Here is an 18,312-nt window from a genome sequence, read left to right on the forward strand (position 1 = left end):
ACTTATAACTAATAGAAGATTACTTATAAGGGATGATAAATGTGGATAAAAGACAAGCTCAAGTATTAGGAGATCAAGAGATTTATGAATTGAACCCTGATGTAAAGCGTTACTCATTAATGGATAGTGGTTTTATGGAAACTAATAAAGGTGGTTTTCGTTTGGAACATCCACTTAATGGGACGTCTCCTTATGCAGCTAGATTTTATTTAAAGGCGGTCGTTAATAAGGATTTAGATAATCTAAAATTGTCGATCACTGATAAAAGCGGGATGCATAATATTAATATTTTTAAGCTTAAGGATTCTGAAGCAGAAATTGATGATTATCGTTATTTAATGAAGTTTTTAAAAGAAAAAAATGTATTAACAAATAAATGAGGTTTTAAAATGGATAATAAGAAGAAGCGTGTAGTTGTAGGTATGAGTGGTGGCGTTGACTCGTCAGTTAGTGCACTTCTTTTGAAACAACAAGGCTATGATGTCATTGGGGTTTTCATGAAGAACTGGGATGACGCAGACGACTCTGGCGTATGTACTGCTACTGAGGATTATGAGGATGTTGCTAAGGTTGCTAACAAGATTGGTATTCCTTATTACTCAGTTAATTTTGAGAAGGAGTACTGGGACCGTGTTTTCGAGTATTTCTTAGCTGAATATCGTAAGGGTAGAACTCCTAATCCTGATGTTATGTGTAACAAGGAGGTTAAGTTTAAGGCTTTCTTAGACTACGCTAACAAGTTAAATGCTGATTATATTGCTATGGGACATTATGCACAATCATTCCGTGATGATAATGGTGTTGTTCATATGCTCCGTGGTGGCGATGCTAACAAGGACCAAACTTACTTCCTAAGTACTGTTCAACAGGATCAATTGCAAAAGGCTTTGTTCCCAATCGGTGGTATGCAAAAGTCAGAGGTTCGTCGTATTGCTGAGGAAGCTGGACTTGCTACTGCTAAGAAGAAGGATTCTACCGGTGTTTGTTTCATTGGTGAGAGAAACTTCCGTAAGTTCTTAAGCGAGTTCTTGCCTGCCCAAGAAGGTACAATGATGACACCCGATGGTGAAGTTAAAGGTAAGCATGCTGGTTTGATGTACTACACTATCGGTCAAAGATCAGGTCTTGGTATTGGCGGAAATGGTAAGTCAAACGAGCCTTGGTTCGTTGTTGGTAAGGATATGTCAAAGAATATTCTTTATGTTGATCAAGGATATGATAATCCTAGATTATATGCGGATCATTTGGATGCGTCTGATCTATCATTTATCACTGGTTTAGATTATGGTGAGACATTCCATGCCACAGCTAAGTTCAGATACCGTCAACAAGATACTGGCGTTACAGTTCATGTTTTAGGTGACGGTAAGGTCAATGTTGAGTTTGATAACCCAGTCCGTGCAATTACACCTGGACAAGAGGTTGTCTTCTATGATGGTGAGGAGTGCCTTGGTGGTGCTACAATCGACGCTGCTTATATGGCAGAGAAGAAGTTACAGTATATTTAAGGACATAAGTTTTAAATAGGTCGTTATATTAATTATTTTTGATAATTAGTATAACGGCTTTTTTCATATTTGCTTCTTGGTATTTTCTGTAAAAGCAGTATCTAGCTTGAAAAAAGTAATCAATAAATCCATAATTATAAGTAACTAACTTTGTAAGGTGAGAAAAATGGAATTGTACTTTGTCAGGCATGGAAAGACTGAATGGAATTTAGAAGGAAAGTATCAAGGAGGTCACGGTGATTCTCCACTTTTGGAAGAGAGCTTACATGATATTAAGCTTTTAGCCAAACGGCTTAAGGACGTGCAAATAAATCATATGTATTCAAGTCCTTTGCCACGCGCAAAAACTACCGCTGAAACTTTGATCAAAGATTTGAATAAAAAAATTGCTTTGTCAGTTGTCGATAAGTTGCGTGAATTCGATTTAGGAATCATGGAGGGAAGGAAATTCTCCGAATTAGAACAAGAAATGCCGGAGGTTATCTATGCTTTCAGACATCAGCCTAAGGATTATGATTATAGTTTGATTCGTGGCGAATCTTTTGAACAAGTCGCTAAAAGAACCACAGAAGCGGTTAAAAGTATTGTTGAAGATAATCACGGTCAGGGTAATGTTGTGATTGTTAGTCATGGAGCTTGTTTAGTTACTCTGATACAATCTTTGTTAGGAACCAGCATTAATGATATTAGAAAAGATGGTGGACTTTCGAATACGAGTTTGACGCATCTTCATTATAATGATGGTCAGTTTACATTGATTAAATGGAATGAGACTGGATATTTGGGAAAGAAACTTGAGAGTTCAGACACAATTTGAGGTATTAAATGAACAAAAAAGCAGAACAATTATTTAAACAAGATAAAAAGCAAGAGGCAATTAAATTATTAGTCGCCGATTTAAATAAGGATGCTCACCAATTACCTGAGATTTTGCAATTGTCGACCTATTTGGTGCAAGCAGGTGATCTGGAGCAAGCAGAAGAATTAATAGCTCGGTCCTTAGAGATATTTAAGGATAATCAGGATTTGCTTTATAATTTGGGCAATATTTATTATTTAGCTGATAAATATGATAAGGCTAATAAAATTTTTAAAAACTTAGCTGATGATAATTATGCTTTTGAGGCTTATTTCATGTTGGCTAAGACACTTGATCAACAGGGTAAACGTCAGTTGGCAATTATGTATGCATTGACGGCGGTTGAAAAAGCTCCTAAAGATCTAGCCGCAAATGAGCTATTAGCTGATTTATTGCTTGCTAACGGCAATTTCCAAGAGGCCTTAGGATTTTATAAGACAGCTAATAAAATTAAACCAGAGGCCAAGAATTACTTCAACATGGCCTTATGTGCAATGAATTTAAAAGAAGATTATCAAATATATTTAAAAGAGTCTAAGAGATTAGATGAACAATATTATTTAAAGCATGAAAAAAAATTAGCCGATTTACAGGAATTTATCAAACAAGGAGAAAATCATGGCGGAAAGTAATAAGCAGTATTTTGTTGGTACTGTTAAAGCCATCTTTTTTGAGAATCCAGAGAATTTATTTAAGATTTTTACGATTAAGATTAAGAAGACCAATACGGATTGGGATGCTGGCGATATTGTCGTAACTGGTAGTTTTGGTGAAATCTCCGAAGAAGAAGAATATCGTTTTGAAGGCCATATGGTGGATCATCCTAAGTATGGAAAACAATTTCAGGCCACTTCTTACAAAAGGAGTTTGCCCAGTGGTCGTAAGGAATTGATTAGTTTTTTCTCCAGTGATGAATTTCCCGGAATTGGGAAGAAAAAAGCTGAAAAAATCGTCGATAAACTCGGTAACAACGCAATCGATAAAATCTTACAAGATCCACATGCTTTGGATTTTCTAAAATTGGGTGAAGAAAAAACTAATACTATCGTTGAACAAATTTCCAAGAACCATCAGACAGAACAAGTTCTATACCAATTAAATAATTATAGCTTTGGTAGTACTTTAAGTGCCCGTATTTATCAAAAATATGGTGTGCAGACATTAGAAAAATTGAATGATGATCCTTATCAATTAGTTTTGGATGTTAAAGGTGTCGGTTTCAAACGAGCAGATGAATTAGCCAAAAAATTAGGCATTACTGGCGATGACCCTCGCAGAATCAAGGGTGCTTTAATTCAGATGGTCAGTTTGATGATCAATGAGACTGGAGATACCTTCGTTTTACAAACAGAGCTTATAAAGCGTGTCAGCGGTGTTTTGAATACTAACTCAACACCCGATTTAAATAAGAAATTACTAGATGGTTTGAAAAAACTAGTCAACGATGGCGTGCTGTTGGTTGAAGATGGTCATGTGTATGACAAAGGACTATCTGATAGCGAATGGTCGATTGCCCAATCTTTGAAAATGATTACTGACACTTTCAAGGGTGTTTCCTGGACAAAGCATCAATTTAAAAAAGAACTCAAGCACGTTGAAAAGTCATTTTCAGTTCAATATGATAAATCGCAGGAAAGGGCTATTGAACAATCGTTAACTCATTCAGTTTTTCTTTTGACTGGTGGACCGGGAACTGGTAAGACAACGATTATTAATGCAATCGTATCTGCATATGCTAAGCTAAACGATGCAACTTTAGACCCAGCTTCAGAAGATTACGCGATTGCTCTAGCAGCTCCAACAGGAAGGGCTGCCAAACATATGGGTGAATCCACTGGTTTACCAGCTATGACGATTCATCGATTGTTAGGTTTGACGGGAACAGAGGATGATGAGTTTGCTGAGCCAACTTTGGATTGCAAGCTTTTGATTATTGATGAGATGTCGATGGTTGATACTAAATTGTTTAGGACCTTGATTGATGCAGTACAGCCAGGAACACAGGTGGTTTTAGTTGGTGATAAGGATCAGTTGCCCTCAGTTGGGGCGGGTCAAGTCTTCTCTGATTTGATTAACAGTCAAGTATTTCCCACGACAATTTTAAAGGAGATTCACCGACAAGATGAAGATTCAACGATTATTCAATTAGCTCACGACATTAATGAGGGCGTGATTGTTGATGGGATTTTTCAAAATAGAGCTGATCGTAGTTTTATTAATTGCAATAGTCGAAATGTACCAGAAGTTCTATCGCAGATCATCAGTAAATCAAGTGAACGTGGTTTCGATATTGCTGATGTACAAGTTTTGGCCCCGATGTATCGAGGACAAGCAGGTATCGACAACTTAAATGTCGTGATTCAAAATGTGGTCAACCCAATGGCACCTAAAAGAAAAGAAGTTTCCGTAGGCAATACTAAGTATCGGATCAATGATAAAGTAGTTTATTTGGTCAATACACCGGAAGACAATGTTTTTAATGGTGAGATTGGGAAAATTGTTGGGATAATCTTGGCTAAGGAGAATACTGATCACGTTGATAGATTGGTGATTGATTTTGACGGCAACGAGGTTACTTTGGATCGAAAAGATTGGCTAAATATTTCTTTAGCCTATTGTACTTCGATCCATAAAGCTCAGGGGTCTGAATTTGAGATGGTTATTCTACCTTTGGTCAATGAGGAATCAAGAATGTTAAGGCGAAACCTTTTATATACTGCAGTAACAAGGTCTAAACGTTTACTGATTATGGTAGGAGACCGTCAAGCTTTTGAACGTTCTATTAGAGATCAATCAAATGAGCGTCAAACTACTTTAAAGGAACGTATTTTTGCTAGTTTTAAAGTCAAACCTCAAGAAACAGTTTCTGAAAATAAAGATGAAGTAACTGAACCTAAAGATTATCATTTGACTTTAGATATGGTGATGAATAATTCGATTGATCCAATGATTGGGATGGATAATGTGACACCATATAATTTTCTAGAAAAAAATAACGCTTAATGTGATTTTACTCACATTAGACGTTATTTTTTTGCAATGCTTAAAAATTATTTTTTACTGGAAGCCAAAAGGGATGTTGACTTATTTCAAAGTTGAAATCAAATTCATGCTGATTTAACTCCTCACCATCCATTTGACCGTGTTGTTTAGTATAATTTTTTAATTCGAACTGTTTTTTTTCAATGTGCCAAACATTTTTATCTTTTAAATGTGAACCATCAGTCAATAGTTTAGTCATTAATTTAGCAAAAGTTAATCCTGTGATTTTTTTAACCACGACTAAATTTAAATGGTGATTAAAAGGAGTAGCTGTGGGGTCAATGGCAAAGCCGCCACCAAAATAGGGATGGTTTGTAGCAACAACAATATAAGCTGAATCAAAGTGCTTTTGTTGCTGCTGATAATTGACATCTAAACCAAAAGCTTTTTGTCTCTTGATGACTTTGAGTAGATTAGTGAAGTAGGATAAGGTTCCTAAACCAAGGCGATTGAGAAATTCCTTACGCTCGGAATGATTAGTGTAATAAACCGTACTAGCATCGAAACCAATTCCAATATTATTGATGAAGTAATGTGAGAATTGTTTGCTAGAGGCTTTTCCGACATCAATAACTTGCGGTGTCTTTAGAGATAAAATGGCTTGTATTAAAATAACAGGATCTTTGATCTTTAACTTGATGCCACGGCAAAAGTCATTCCCAGATCCACCGGGAATATAGCCTAGAGCAGTGTCGGGATAAGAAGAAGCCTTTACCCCGTTGACAGCTTGATTTAAAGTGCCATCGCCACCAATAACGACTATCTTATTTGGTTGATGAAGATTGGCTAGTTGTTTAGCAATTCTTTGTCCATCACCATTGCATTTAGTTAAATGAATTTCATAAGGAATATTTTGTTGAGTGAGGAAATTAGAAACCTTATTACAAGCTTTTTGAGCACGACCGTTTCCGGCGTGGTGGTTTAAAATTATTTCTATTTTTTCAGTTTTTTTCATTTTATTGCAACCCTTAAATAAAAAAAGTAGATCAAGTGATCTACTTTAAAATTGAATTTAGATTGAAGTGCCAATTAACATTGGTAGGATAACCGTATTTCTTTCTGTACGTTTGTACAAGAATTCTTGTAATCCTTCAATGATAACTCGCTTTAAAACGGCCTCAGTAGGCTTAGTGTCTTCATCGTCAAAAGCGTTTTTAATCAGATGGAAGACACGTTTTTGTGCCTGATTGATCAATTCGCCTGACTCACGCATATAGACGAAACCACGTGAAAGAATATCAGGTCCAGCCAAAACGATATGTTTTTGATAGTCAATTGTTGCAACAACCACGACCATACCTTCTTCGGATAGAACTTGACGGTCATGAATAACAACATTACCAATGTCACCGACACCCTTACCATCAACGTAAACGTCACCAGCAGGGAAGTGCCCAGCTACATGGGCGCTATCTTTAGTTAATGCTAAGACGTCACCATTTTCCAAAAGGAAAGAGTGATCTTGAGGCACGTCACATAGAGCAGCTAATTCAGTATGAATTTTTAACATTCGATACTCACCATGAATAGGCATAAAGAATTTTGGCTTCATTAAACGAAGCATTAATTCCTGTTCTTCTTGACCACCATGTCCAGAAGCATGAATATTGTTAACTTTACCATGAATAACTTCTGCACCAGCTTCAGAAAGTTGGTTGATTAGATGGTTAACACTGATTGTGTTACCAGGAATAGGGTTACTTGAGAAGATAACAGTATCGCCTGGCTGAATCGTAATTTGTCTATGAGTACCGTTGGCGATACGACTCAAAGCAGCTAATGGTTCACCTTGAGAACCAGTACATAGGATCAAAGTCTCATTAGCGGGTGTTTTGTTTAGAGCATGTGGATCAATCAACATATCATCTGTGATATTTAAATAGCCTAACTCACGACCATTTTCGATTGCTTGTTCCATGCTTCGTCCAAAGACGGCAATTTTTCGACCTTGTTGGATAGCAGCATCGACTGCTTGGGAAATACGGTAAATATTTGAAGCGAAGGTAGCAAAGATAATTCTACCCTTAATAGTTTCAAATATTTGATGAATAGTTAAACCAACTGAACGTTCAGACTTTGAAAAAGTAGGAATCTCAGCATTAGTACTATCTGATAGTAAGCAAAGAACACCTTTTTGTCCTAAGGCAGCCATTTTTTGAAGATTAGGTGAAGGTAATCCCGCAACTGGAGTCAAATCAAATTTGAAATCACCAGTTTCAACGATAATACCTTGAGGTGTGTGGACAGCAATACCTAAGGTATCAGGAATTGAATGAGTTGTTCTAAAGAATGAAACGCTTGTCTTAGGGAATTTAATAACATCGTCTTCATGTAAGACGTGCATTTCAGTTGTACTTAATAGTCCATGTTCTTCCAATTTACCCTTGATCAGTGCACATGCCAATGGACCGGCGTAAACAGGGATATTTGGAAGTTGTTGAAGTAAATAAGGAATACCACCGATATGATCTTCGTGACCATGGGTGATAAACAATCCTTTGATTTTATCCTTATTTTCTACTAAGTAACTGTAGTCGGAAATGACATAGTCAATTCCTAAGAGTTCATCTTCAGGAAATTTGATTCCGGCATCAATGACGATCAATTCATCTTGATATTGAACTCCATACATATTTTTACCGATTTCGCCAAGGCCCCCGATGGCAAAAACGGCAACTTCATTATTTTTAACTTTAAATGACATTAACTAAAACTCCGTCAATTTAAATTCAGGATTCTTTTTTTCATACTCTAAGTGTTTTTCGTCGAGCTCCTGAATAAATTCAATGTTATAGTCAGTATTCTTTTCAACGGCTTCACGTACCGCAATACTTGATTCTGCATCCATGTAAAGTGAATGTGTGAATTCGCGACGGGGGTTATCTAGTTCGCTTGTTTGATATAAAACTTTATAAATCAATATAAATTTCTCCTTTAATCGAATTAAATGAAACAGGTCAGTTCCATTTGTCTTTTTTCTAGTCCATTTGCGCATTAATCAATAGATAGCACAATTCTACCATATCTAATGAGGTAAGTATACTTACAGCCTATATTAAGAAATAACAACTGTACTTGGATCCAAGTCGAATGGTTCCTTTTTATTGATCTTGTCGTAATAAAGATGACCATTTAGATGATCGATCTCATGTTGACAAACGATGGCTGGGTAGCCTTTGACACGTAGAGTCTGTGAGTTACCTTCGAAGTCATCATATTTGATAGTAATTCGATCTGCTCGTGGAACGAATCCAGGAACATCTTTATCAACAGATAAACAGCCTTCGCCTTCAGAAAGAGCAGCTCTTTGAACAGAGTTTCTAATAATAACTGGATTGATCAAAGTGATTTTTAATAATGGCTTGTCAGGATCTTCTTCATTTGGTACTAGAACTGAGGCCATCATTTCCGAGACACCTACTTGTGGAGCGGCTAAGCCAACACCAGCACGTAATTGATGCTTTTCAGCATAATCTTCATCTTGACTCTTAACCAAGTATTCCATCATATTTGCGGCTAAGTTTTTATCTTCATCACTCAATGGGAATTTAACGTCTTTTGCGACTTTTCTTAAAACGGGATCGCCATCACGGACGATATCTTTCATAAAATACATAGTTTCCTCCGAATGTTTAATTGTATATAAATACTTCAGTATATCTATTATAGATTATTTTTCATTAAAAATAGGCAGAATTGAAAAAAAACATTCATCGGATATATAGAAAACGATTTCAGATGACACTATCTTTGTTAAAGGAAGTATCAGCATGATAAAATATCATTGTATGTTATCGGTTTCAGACCAATACATAAATAATGCTACTGGAGGCTTTTTATATGAAGTTAATTGATTTTGGTGTCAGACATGACGAGAAGAAATATATTCAAGAGTGGTCAAAGGACAATAATATAGAAGTAAAAATTGTTTCAGAATTATTGACTCCTGAAACTGTTCAGCTGGCAAAAGGATACGATGGAATTGTTGCCTATCAACAACTTCCATATGAAGAAAAGATTTTTGACACAATGAATGAATTTGGAATTAATGTACTTTCATTGAGAAATGTGGGTGTAGACAATGTGCCAATAGAAGCATTGAAAAAGAACAATATTCGCTTAACTAATGTTCCTAGTTATTCACCAGAAGCAATCGCTGAATATTCTGTAACCGGATTAATGGCTTTGTTAAGAAATATGAAACATATGATCAGAAAAGTTGATGCTCATAATTTCCAATGGGCTCCAGATATTGGGCGTGAATTAAATGAATTGACAGTCGGTGTTGCAGGTACTGGTAGAATTGGTCGCGCTGCTATAAAAATCTACCAAGGATTCGGTGCCAAAGTTATTGCATATGATAAATTTCACAATCCTAAATTAGAAAAAGCGGGATTATATGTCGATGACTTAGATACCTTATTAAAAGAATCAGATGTTGTTACATTACACATTCCAAGCCTTGGTAAGGGTCATACTTTGATTAATCGCAAGAGTATTTCCGAAATGAAAGATAATGCAATTGTCGTTAATACTGCTAGAGGAGATTTGATTAATACGTCAGATCTTTACGATGCGGTTGCTTCAGGAAAGCTTTATGGTGCTGTGATGGATGTCTATGAAAATGAGGTTGGAATCTTTAATTCCGATCTAAGCGATCAAGAATTCACAGATAAGTTGCTCGAAAAAGTGATCAAAAGTCCGAGATTTATTCTGACGCCACACATTGCTTTTTATACAACTAAAGCAGTTAAGAACATGGCAACAGTTTCATTAAATTCGATGGTCTCAGAATTGCAAACTGGGACTTCAGAAAATGAAATAAAGTTCGATAAATAGTGACTATTTTCACAAATAGTTTCAAAAAAATATGCTGAAAGAAAGCCTAAACTGCTTGTTTTTTGAGCGATCAATGTTAAACTGAAAATATATGAAAGCCCTTACAGATTCACAAGGGATAAGCTTTTATGAAAGGACTGTGGAGAATGGCAAATAAACCAATTGTTGATTTTGAAGCGATTAAAAATAATTTATCCAATGTTTCAAAACCTATTCAAGTATTGAATGAGAATGCTGAAGTAACTGATCAAGATATTTTTGATTCATTTTCAGATGATGATTTAGTTGAGTTTATGAAAAAGATGGTATGGGAGCGTGCATTGCATGAACAGACAATGAACTTTTCACGTCAAGGTCGTATGGGATTTTATGCTCCGACCGAAGGTGAAGAGGCTTCCGAAATGGGGACTGTCTTAGCAATGAAGAAGAATGATTACCTTCTTCCTGCTTACCGTGATGTACCTCAATTGATTCAACACGGTGCCACCATAACTGAAGCATATCTTTGGTCACGTGGTCATGTCTTAGGAAATAAATTTAAGGCTCGTTCAATGATGCCACAAATTATCATTGGTGCTGCATATGATGAGGCCGCCGGTGTTGGTTTGGGAATCAAGAAGAACGGTGAAAAGGATGCACTTGCTTTCACATATACTGGTGATGGTGGTACTTCTCAAGGTGATAGTTATGAAGGAATGAACTTCGCTGGTGCCTTTAAGGCTCCCGTATTGTTCATCGTTCAAAACAATGGCTTTGCTATTTCAACGCCACGTGCCAAACAAACCGCTGCTCCAACCTTGGCACAAAAGGCTGTTGCTTCTGGTATTCCAAGTGTTCAAGTTGATGGAATGGATATTCTAGCTTGTTACGCCGTTGCCAAAGCTGCCCGTGATTATATTGTTGCTGGTAATGGTCCGGTAATGATTGAGACATTGACATATCGTTATGGTGCTCACTCAAGTGCTGGTGATGATCCTAAACGTTACAGAACAAAAGCTGAAGAGCAACCATGGTTTGATAAAGATCCATTGATTCGTTTAAGAAAAATTTTGGAAGATAAGAAACTTTGGTCAGAAGATCAAGAAGATAAGTTGGTTGATGAATATAAAGCTTCATTTAAGGAAGCAATCAAGGAAGCCGATTCAGCTCCCGAAGATAAGGTTTCAGATATGTTGAAACGTACATTTGAAATTCCAACTCCAGAAATGAAAAAAGAAATCGCTAAATTTGAAGCAAAGGAGTCGAAGTAAAAATGGCTAAGAAAACTTATATTCAAGCAATTACCGACGCCTTAGACATCGTTCTTGAAGATGATCCAAAAACTTTGATCTTTGGTGAAGATGTTGGTAAAAATGGTGGTGTTTTCAGAACCACACAAGGACTTCAAGAAAAATATGGTGAAGATCGTGTTTTCGATACACCATTGGCTGAATCAGGTATTTTAGGATTGGCAACTGGCTTAGGTTTAACTGGTTGGCGTCCAATTCCCGAAATTCAATTCATGGGCTTCTCTTTTGAAGCAATTGATCAAATTGCTGGACAAGAGGCAAGAATGCGCTTTCGTTTTGATGGTACTAAGACCGCTCCAGTTACAATCAGAACTCCTTATGGTGGTGGTACTCATACTGCCGAAATGCATGCTGATAATTTGGAGAACTTCTTTACAGGGGTTCCTGGATTACGTGTCGTTATGCCAAGTAATCCATATGATGCTAAAGGACTTTTAATTTCGTCAGTTGAAAATAATGATCCTGTTATGTTCTTGGAAAATTTGAAGTTGTATCGTTCGATGAAGGATGATATTCCTGACGGCAAGTACACAGTACCTTTGGATAAAGCTAAGGTTGCTCGTGAAGGAAATGACATTACAATCGTAGCTTATGGAGCTGAAGTAAACGAAGCTTTGAAAGTTGCTGATAGTTTAGCAGAGAAGAATATTTCTGTAGAAGTCATTGACCTTAGAACTGTTTCACCAATCGATAGCGAAACGATTTTTAAATCTATTGAAAAAACTCACAAGGTTGTCATTGTCCAAGAAGCACAAAAGATGGCAGGTGTTGGTGCCCAAGTTGCATCAGCAATTGCTGAAGATGCGGTTCTTTCTCTTGATGCACCAATTGGTAGAGTAGCTGCTCCAAATAGTGTCTATCCATTTGCTTTAGGTGAAGACATCTGGATTCCACGCGCAAAAGAAATTGAAGAAAAAGTAAATGAAATACTCAACTACTAATTAATCGAAGGAAGGAAATCCGACTATGGCTTACAAATTTAAATTACCAGAACTAGGCGAAGGGATGGCCGAAGGTGAAATTTCCAGCTGGCTAGTCAAAGAAGGAGATTCTGTTAAAGAAGATGACTCTTTAGTAGAAATCCAAAATGATAAATCAGTTGAAGAATTACCTTCACCAGTTTCTGGTACTATTAAACAAATTGTTGCTAAGGAAGGGGAAACTGTTGAAGTTGGTGACACATTGATTGTCATTGATGATGGTTCTCCTGATACAGGTGATGATGAGCCTGCTAAAGCAGATGATAAAAAAGAGGAAGCTCCAGAAAAAGATGAGAAATCTGCTTCTGAACCTGCTAAAGAAACGGCAACTGCTACGGGTTCAGCCGATACAAATTATTTGGCTATGCCATCAGTTCGTCAGTATGCTCGTGATAAGGGCGTTGATCTTTCAAAAGTAACTCCTAGTGGTAAACATGGCCAAATCACAAAAGCAGATGTTGACTCATTTGATAGTTCAGCTGCACCAAAGAGTAGTGCTGATTCTGCCACTGCCCCAGCTGCTGCACCAAATAAAGTTACTCCATATGTCTCTGCTACACCAGAACTTGAAACACGTGAAAAGATGTCTATGACTAGAAAAGCCATTGCTAAAGCAATGCTCAATAGTAAACGCACCGCACCACATGTAACGAGTTTTGATGACGTTGAAGTAAGCGCTTTGATGGCTAACCGTAAGAAGTATAAGGCAATTGCTGCTGATAAGGATATTCATTTGACATTCTTACCATACATTGCCAAGGCTTTGGTTGCCGTATTGAAGGCTTATCCAGAATTGAATGCTTCAATTGATGATTCAACCGACGAAATCGTTTATAAACACTATTACAATATTGGTATTGCAACAAATACTGAACATGGACTATATGTTCCTAATGTTAAAAATGTTGATTCCAAGGGTATGTTTGAAATCGCCAAAGAAATCACTGAAAATTCACAGGCTGCTTATGACAATAAATTGAGTCACGACAAGATGTCTGGTGGTTCAATCACTATCAGTAATGTTGGTTCAATTGGTGGTGGCTGGTTCACTCCAGTTATCAATTATCCAGAAGTTGCTATTCTTGGTGTTGGTAAAATTGCTAAAGAGCCATATGTTGATGATGACGGCAATATCCAAGTTGGTAAGATGCTTAAATTGTCATTAAGTTACGATCATAGATTGATTGATGGTGCCTTGGCACAAAATGCCTTGAACCTCTTGAAGAAGTTGTTGCACGATCCAGATATGTTATTAATGGAGGGCTAGATTAACATGGCAGATGATGTTATAGAAAAAGATACCGTTATTATTGGATCCGGACCTGGTGGCTACGTTGCAGCAATCAGAGCCTCAGAACTCGGACAAAGCGTTACTATTATTGAGAAATCAGATACAGTCGGTGGAGTTTGTTTAAATGTTGGTTGTGTACCATCAAAGGCTTTAATCACAGCTGGTCACAGACTTCAACAAGCTAAAAACTCACAGACATATGGAATTACAACAAGTGATGCCAAGATTGATTTTACCAAGACACAAGCTTGGAAAGATCAAAAAGTCGTTAGTAGAATGACTAGTGGTGTTCAAATGCTTTTGAAGAAACATCACGTTGAACTCATTAATGGTGAAGCATACTTGGATAGCGATACACAATTACGTATCATGCCAAGTGGCGAGAGACAATTTATGGATAATGGTGGCGGTCAAACAATCAAATTTAAACATTTGATTTTGGCTACTGGTAGTCGTCCAATCGAAATCAGAGGTTTCAAGTTTGCTGATCGAGTAATTGATTCAACTGGTGGTTTGAACTTAAAAGAAATTCCTAAGGAATTCATTATTATCGGAGGAGGTTACGTTGGAACTGAATTAGCTGGCGCATATGCTGATTTAGGTTCACACGTTACTATCTTGGAAGGATCGCCTAATATCATTCCAAACTTTGAAAAAGATATGGTTTCAATCGTTAAGAAGAACCTTGAGAAAAAAGGCGTTACAATTATTACTAATGCTATGGCTAAGAGTAGCGAAAACAAAGGCGATAGCGTTGATGTAACTTATGAGGTTGATGGCAAACCAACAACTATCAGTGCTGATTATTGTATGGTAACCGTTGGTCGTCGTCCTAATACTGATAATTTCGGACTCGAAATGACAAATGTGAAATTATCTGACAAAGGCTTAGTTGAAGTCGATGAACAAGGTAAGACCTCAGTAGATAATATTTACGCAATTGGTGATATTACTAAGGGCCCAGCTTTAGCTCATAAGGCATTCTTTGAGGCTAAGACAGTTGCTGGAGCAATTTCTGGTAAACATACAGCCAATGATTATATCGGCGTTCCTGCCGTTTGTTTCACTGATCCTGAATTAGCTAGTGTTGGTTTAACAGAAGCTGACGCTAAAGATAAAGGAATCGAAGTCAAAACAGCTAAGTTTCCATTTGCTGGTAATGCTCGTGCTGTCTCTTTGGATGCCGCTGAGGGATTTGTCAAGTTGATTGCACAAAAAGACACTGGAACATTACTAGGTGGACAAATTGTTGGACCTGGTGCCAGTGACTTGATCTCTGAATTAAGTGTAGCAATCAATTGTCAACTTAATGCAGAAGATATTGCCTTGACAATTCACCCACATCCAACGTTAGGTGAACCAATTCAAGAAGCTGCGGATATTTTAATTGGTTACCCAACTCATATTTAGAATTTAAACGTTTAGAAACCGAAAAAAAGTTTTTTCGTATACTAAATTAGTAAAAATCAATCGAAAAGCGATGCAATTGTATCGCTTTTTTTGTATAGTAGAGTAAAAATGGAGGGGTAATTGATGCAAGATAACTACAGCTATCCACTTGATACCGATTGGACCAAAGAAGATATGGTCAAAGTGGTCTCCTTATACAATGCGGTCGAGAAAGCTTATGAATCCAGTATTAAAAGTGATGAGTTCTTACAAAAGTACCGTGCATTTCAAGAAGTTGTTCCAATGAAAATGGAGCAAAAAAGATTGGATAAAGAATTTGAATTGCAGTCTGGTTATTCTATCTACCAGGTTTTTAAAAAATGTCGAACAATGAAAAATGGTGAGAAGGTCAGAATCCACAATGAGAGAAGACAGTAAAGAAATAGATGCTTTTTTAGTTAGCTTGTTGAGAACCGTCGGTGAAAGTTTGCGTGGAGATTCAATTAAGAAAAAGTCTGTCGGTACTAAAAAGAATCGAAATGACTTAGTAACTAATTTTGATAAAAAAACTGAAAAATTTATTAATAGTGAAATAAAGAAAAATTATCCACAAGCAACAATTGTAAGTGAAGAAGGCTATGGCGATAAGGTTCAAGATATGTCAGGCTTAGTTTTCTTTGTTGATCCGATTGACGGTACCATGAATTTTGTTAAGCGTCGAGATGATTTTGCATCAATGATTGGCGCTTACATTGACGGTAAACCATTAATTGGTGCTATTATTAACGTTATGGATAATGAAATTTATCACGGTGGTAAAGAGATTGGACTATTTATTAACGATAAAAAAATAGATAATCCAAAAGATCTATCGTTGATAGAAGGGCTAGTAGATGTTTCTGCTCCGATGGCTTTGGCAAATAAATTTAATGTTCAAAGTGTCATCAAGAAAAGCAGTGGCTTTAGGGTTTATGGCAGTGCCGGAATAATTTTTGGGCATTTGCTGACTGGAAAAGAAGTCATGTATATGTCATACTTAGCTCCTTGGGATTTAGCCGCTGGACGTGTTATGTGTGAGGCTGCAGGGATGAGCATCGTAAGTATTGACGATAGCCCAATAAATATGTTAGAATCACAAGTCGTAATAGTTGGTACTCAGAAAGTAGTTTCTGAAGCACTGAAGACACTTAAAACGCGTTAGTGAACTGTGACAGTCATTCACAGTTTTTTTATTGCAAGTAATCTAAACACGTATTTATGGAAGGAAGAACTAATTTGACTAAGAGAAGAGAAGATATTAGAAATATTGCGATCATCGCTCACGTTGACCACGGTAAGACTACATTAGTTAACGAAATGCTAAAGCAATCAGACACACTAGGAAAGCATTATGAGATCCAGGATCGTGCCCTTGATTCAAATGCTATTGAAAGAGAACGTGGTATCACAATCCTTTCAAAGAATACAGCTGTTGATTACGATGGCAAGAAGATCAATATTTTGGATACACCAGGACACGCTGACTTCGGTGGTGAAGTTGAACGTATCATGAAGATGGTTGATGGTGTATTGTTGGTTGTTGATGCTTATGAAGGAACAATGCCACAAACACGCTTTGTTTTGAAAAAAGCTTTGGAACAACACTTAACACCAATCGTTGTTATTAACAAAATTGATAGACCAGGTGCTCGTCCTGCAGAAGTTGTTGACGAAGTACTTGAATTATTTATTGAATTAGGTGCTGATGATTCACAACTTGATTTCCCTGTTATTTATGCTTCAGCTATCAACGGAACATCAAGTTATTCAGATGATCCAGCAAAACAAGAACATACAATGAATCCATTGTTTGATACTATCTTGAAGACAATTCCTGCACCAATTGACAACTCAGATGAACCATTACAATTCCAAGTTGCCTTGCTAGATTACAACGATTATGTTGGTCGTATTGGTATTGGACGTATCTTCCGTGGAAAGATCAAGGTTGGAGATTCCGTTACAGTTATGAAACTTGACGGTTCAACTAAGAACTTCCGTGTAACTAAGTTGTTTGGTTTCATGGGCTTGAAACGTGTTGAAATCAATGAAGCTAAGGCTGGAGATTTGATTGCCGTTTCTGGTATGGAAGATATCTATGTTGGTGAAACTGTTACACCAGTTGACCATCAAGAAGCACTTCCATTGCTACGTATCGACGAACCAACATTGAAGATGATGTTCTTGCAAAACAACTCACCATTCGCTGGTCGTGAAGGTACAGAAGTTACTGCTAGAAAGATTGAAGATCGTTTGAAGAAACAATTACATACTGATGTTTCATTGCGTGTTGAAGATACTGATCAAGCTGGTGCTTGGATGGTTTCTGGACGTGGTGAACTTCACTTGTCAATTCTTGTTGAAGAGATGCGTCGTGAAGGTTTCGAATTACAACTATCACGTCCTGAAGTTATTTACAAGACAATTGATAACAAGAAGTGTGAACCTTTTGAAGAGGTAACAATTGATACACCTGACGAATATGTTGGTTCTGTGATCGATTCAATGGCTCAAAGAAAAGGTGACATGCAAAATATGGAGAGTACTGGAAATGGTCAAACTAGACTTATTTTCTCAACTCCATCACGTGGTTTGATTGGTTATTCAACAGAATTCCTTTCAATGACAGGTGGTTATGGTATTTTGAACAATACTTTCTCAGAATACAAGCCAGTCGTTAAGAACTGGAACCCAGGTAGAAGAACTGGTGCTTTGGTTTCAATTAACCAAGGACCATCAACTACATACAGTCTTGAATCAGTTGAAGATCGTGGTACATTATTTATCGGTGCCGGTGTTGATGTATATGAAGGTATGATCGTTGGTGAAAGTAGCCGTGATCAAGATATCGCTGTTACTGTTACTAAGGGTAAGAACCTTACTAATACACGTGCTTCTGGTAAGGATCATGCTGCTGCTATCAGAACACCTAGAGATATGTCACTTGAACAATCAATCGAATTCCTAAACGAAGACGAACTTTGTGAAGTAACACCTAAGAATGTAAGATTACGCAAGAAGATTTTGAACACAAACGAACGTAAGAAGTTTGACAAATCTAAGAAAAACTAATAAA

At 37.0% G+C, this 18,312-nt stretch carries 17 protein-coding genes; 13 read left to right on the forward strand and 4 right to left on the reverse strand.

The features are described 5' to 3' along the window. The first annotated feature begins 32 nt into the window (after positions 1-32). The 5 genes from LA20249_RS01730 (at position 33) to recD2 (ending at position 5,370) form a co-directional block, all read left to right on the forward strand. Positions 33-380: a DUF1831 domain-containing protein gene (locus LA20249_RS01730; protein ID WP_235806777.1), complete on the forward strand. Its 348-nt coding sequence runs from the start codon at positions 33-35 to the stop codon at positions 378-380. A 9-nt stretch (positions 381-389) separates the two neighbouring features. After that, positions 390-1,508: a tRNA 2-thiouridine(34) synthase MnmA gene (gene mnmA / locus LA20249_RS01735; protein WP_057739309.1), complete on the forward strand. Its 1,119-nt coding sequence runs from the start codon at positions 390-392 to the stop codon at positions 1,506-1,508. A gap of 166 nt (positions 1,509-1,674) precedes the next feature. After that, positions 1,675-2,325: a histidine phosphatase family protein gene (locus tag LA20249_RS01740; RefSeq protein ID WP_057739310.1), complete on the forward strand. Its 651-nt coding sequence runs from the start codon at positions 1,675-1,677 to the stop codon at positions 2,323-2,325. Positions 2,326-2,333: 8 nt separating this feature from the next. Further along, a complete protein-coding gene (locus LA20249_RS01745) occupies positions 2,334-2,999 on the forward strand; it encodes a tetratricopeptide repeat protein (protein WP_057739311.1) in 666 nt (221 codons plus the stop codon). Continuing rightward, positions 2,986-5,370: an SF1B family DNA helicase RecD2 gene (gene recD2 / locus LA20249_RS01750; RefSeq protein WP_057739312.1), complete on the forward strand. Its 2,385-nt coding sequence runs from the start codon at positions 2,986-2,988 to the stop codon at positions 5,368-5,370. The genes LA20249_RS01745 and recD2 overlap by 14 nt, the downstream gene beginning before the upstream one ends. A gap of 40 nt (positions 5,371-5,410) precedes the next feature. Here recD2 and LA20249_RS01755 read toward each other — a convergent pair whose 3' ends face one another. The 4 genes from LA20249_RS01755 to def form a co-directional block, all read right to left on the reverse strand. Beyond that, positions 5,411-6,364 (reverse strand): diacylglycerol/lipid kinase family protein, encoded by a 954-nt coding sequence (locus tag LA20249_RS01755; protein ID WP_057739313.1) that lies wholly within the window; start codon positions 6,362-6,364, stop codon positions 5,411-5,413. A gap of 57 nt (positions 6,365-6,421) precedes the next feature. After that, positions 6,422-8,113: a ribonuclease J1 gene (gene rnjA, locus LA20249_RS01760; protein ID WP_057739314.1), complete on the reverse strand. Its 1,692-nt coding sequence runs from the start codon at positions 8,111-8,113 to the stop codon at positions 6,422-6,424. Between the two features lie 3 nt (positions 8,114-8,116). After that, positions 8,117-8,329 (reverse strand): DNA-directed RNA polymerase subunit epsilon, encoded by a 213-nt coding sequence (locus tag LA20249_RS01765; protein ID WP_057739315.1) that lies wholly within the window; start codon positions 8,327-8,329, stop codon positions 8,117-8,119. 135 nt (positions 8,330-8,464) lie between these two features. Beyond that, on the reverse strand, positions 8,465-9,025 hold the full coding sequence (gene def / locus LA20249_RS01770) for a peptide deformylase (RefSeq protein WP_057739316.1): 561 nt from the start codon (positions 9,023-9,025) through the stop codon (positions 8,465-8,467). Positions 9,026-9,249: 224 nt separating this feature from the next. Between def and LA20249_RS01775 the strand changes: the two genes are divergently transcribed. The 8 genes from LA20249_RS01775 to typA all read left to right on the forward strand — a co-directional run bounded on the left by LA20249_RS01775 (position 9,250) and on the right by typA (position 18,308). After that, entirely contained in the window at positions 9,250-10,248 is a 999-nt protein-coding gene (locus LA20249_RS01775) for a D-2-hydroxyacid dehydrogenase (RefSeq protein WP_057739317.1), read from the forward strand. Between the two features lie 146 nt (positions 10,249-10,394). After that, positions 10,395-11,498, forward strand: coding sequence for a thiamine pyrophosphate-dependent dehydrogenase E1 component subunit alpha (locus tag LA20249_RS01780; RefSeq protein WP_057739837.1), 1,104 nt, complete (start codon positions 10,395-10,397; stop codon positions 11,496-11,498). Positions 11,499-11,500: 2 nt separating this feature from the next. Further along, the gene (locus tag LA20249_RS01785; protein ID WP_057739318.1) at positions 11,501-12,478 is read left to right on the forward strand and encodes an alpha-ketoacid dehydrogenase subunit beta; all 978 of its coding nucleotides are present in this window, start codon (positions 11,501-11,503) and stop codon (positions 12,476-12,478) included. Between the two features lie 25 nt (positions 12,479-12,503). Continuing rightward, positions 12,504-13,784, forward strand: coding sequence for a 2-oxo acid dehydrogenase subunit E2 (locus LA20249_RS01790; protein ID WP_057739319.1), 1,281 nt, complete (start codon positions 12,504-12,506; stop codon positions 13,782-13,784). 6 nt (positions 13,785-13,790) lie between these two features. After that, positions 13,791-15,218, forward strand: coding sequence for a dihydrolipoyl dehydrogenase (lpdA, locus tag LA20249_RS01795; protein ID WP_057739320.1), 1,428 nt, complete (start codon positions 13,791-13,793; stop codon positions 15,216-15,218). A 123-nt stretch (positions 15,219-15,341) separates the two neighbouring features. After that, positions 15,342-15,635, forward strand: a complete 294-nt coding sequence (locus LA20249_RS01800; RefSeq protein WP_057739321.1) for a UPF0223 family protein — start codon at positions 15,342-15,344, stop codon at positions 15,633-15,635. Next, a complete protein-coding gene (locus LA20249_RS01805; RefSeq protein WP_057739322.1) occupies positions 15,619-16,398 on the forward strand; it encodes an inositol monophosphatase family protein in 780 nt (259 codons plus the stop codon). The genes LA20249_RS01800 and LA20249_RS01805 overlap by 17 nt, the downstream gene beginning before the upstream one ends. Positions 16,399-16,472: 74 nt before the next feature. Next, a complete protein-coding gene (gene typA, locus LA20249_RS01810; RefSeq protein ID WP_235806778.1) occupies positions 16,473-18,308 on the forward strand; it encodes a translational GTPase TypA in 1,836 nt (611 codons plus the stop codon). Positions 18,309-18,312 lie beyond the last annotated feature (4 nt).

This window comes from Companilactobacillus alimentarius DSM 20249 (genome assembly GCF_002849895.1).
Classification (GTDB): domain Bacteria; phylum Bacillota; class Bacilli; order Lactobacillales; family Lactobacillaceae; genus Companilactobacillus; species Companilactobacillus alimentarius.

Excerpts from the sequence above, each read along its gene's own strand:
- LA20249_RS01730 (WP_235806777.1), top strand. The coding sequence starts at position 33 with ATGATAAATGTGGATAAAAGACAAGCTCAAGTATTAGGAGATCAAGAG.
- mnmA (WP_057739309.1), top strand. The coding sequence starts at position 390 with ATGGATAATAAGAAGAAGCGTGTAGTTGTAGGTATGAGTGGTGGCGTT.
- LA20249_RS01740 (WP_057739310.1), top strand. The coding sequence starts at position 1,675 with ATGGAATTGTACTTTGTCAGGCATGGAAAGACTGAATGGAATTTAGAA.
- LA20249_RS01745 (WP_057739311.1), top strand. The coding sequence starts at position 2,334 with ATGAACAAAAAAGCAGAACAATTATTTAAACAAGATAAAAAGCAAGAG.
- recD2 (WP_057739312.1), top strand. The coding sequence starts at position 2,986 with ATGGCGGAAAGTAATAAGCAGTATTTTGTTGGTACTGTTAAAGCCATC.
- LA20249_RS01755 (WP_057739313.1), bottom strand. The coding sequence starts at position 6,364 with ATGAAAAAAACTGAAAAAATAGAAATAATTTTAAACCACCACGCCGGA.
- rnjA (WP_057739314.1), bottom strand. The coding sequence starts at position 8,113 with ATGTCATTTAAAGTTAAAAATAATGAAGTTGCCGTTTTTGCCATCGGG.
- def (WP_057739316.1), bottom strand. The coding sequence starts at position 9,025 with ATGTATTTTATGAAAGATATCGTCCGTGATGGCGATCCCGTTTTAAGA.
- LA20249_RS01775 (WP_057739317.1), top strand. The coding sequence starts at position 9,250 with ATGAAGTTAATTGATTTTGGTGTCAGACATGACGAGAAGAAATATATT.
- LA20249_RS01780 (WP_057739837.1), top strand. The coding sequence starts at position 10,395 with ATGGCAAATAAACCAATTGTTGATTTTGAAGCGATTAAAAATAATTTA.
- LA20249_RS01785 (WP_057739318.1), top strand. The coding sequence starts at position 11,501 with ATGGCTAAGAAAACTTATATTCAAGCAATTACCGACGCCTTAGACATC.
- LA20249_RS01790 (WP_057739319.1), top strand. The coding sequence starts at position 12,504 with ATGGCTTACAAATTTAAATTACCAGAACTAGGCGAAGGGATGGCCGAA.
- lpdA (WP_057739320.1), top strand. The coding sequence starts at position 13,791 with ATGGCAGATGATGTTATAGAAAAAGATACCGTTATTATTGGATCCGGA.
- LA20249_RS01800 (WP_057739321.1), top strand. The coding sequence starts at position 15,342 with ATGCAAGATAACTACAGCTATCCACTTGATACCGATTGGACCAAAGAA.
- LA20249_RS01805 (WP_057739322.1), top strand. The coding sequence starts at position 15,619 with ATGAGAGAAGACAGTAAAGAAATAGATGCTTTTTTAGTTAGCTTGTTG.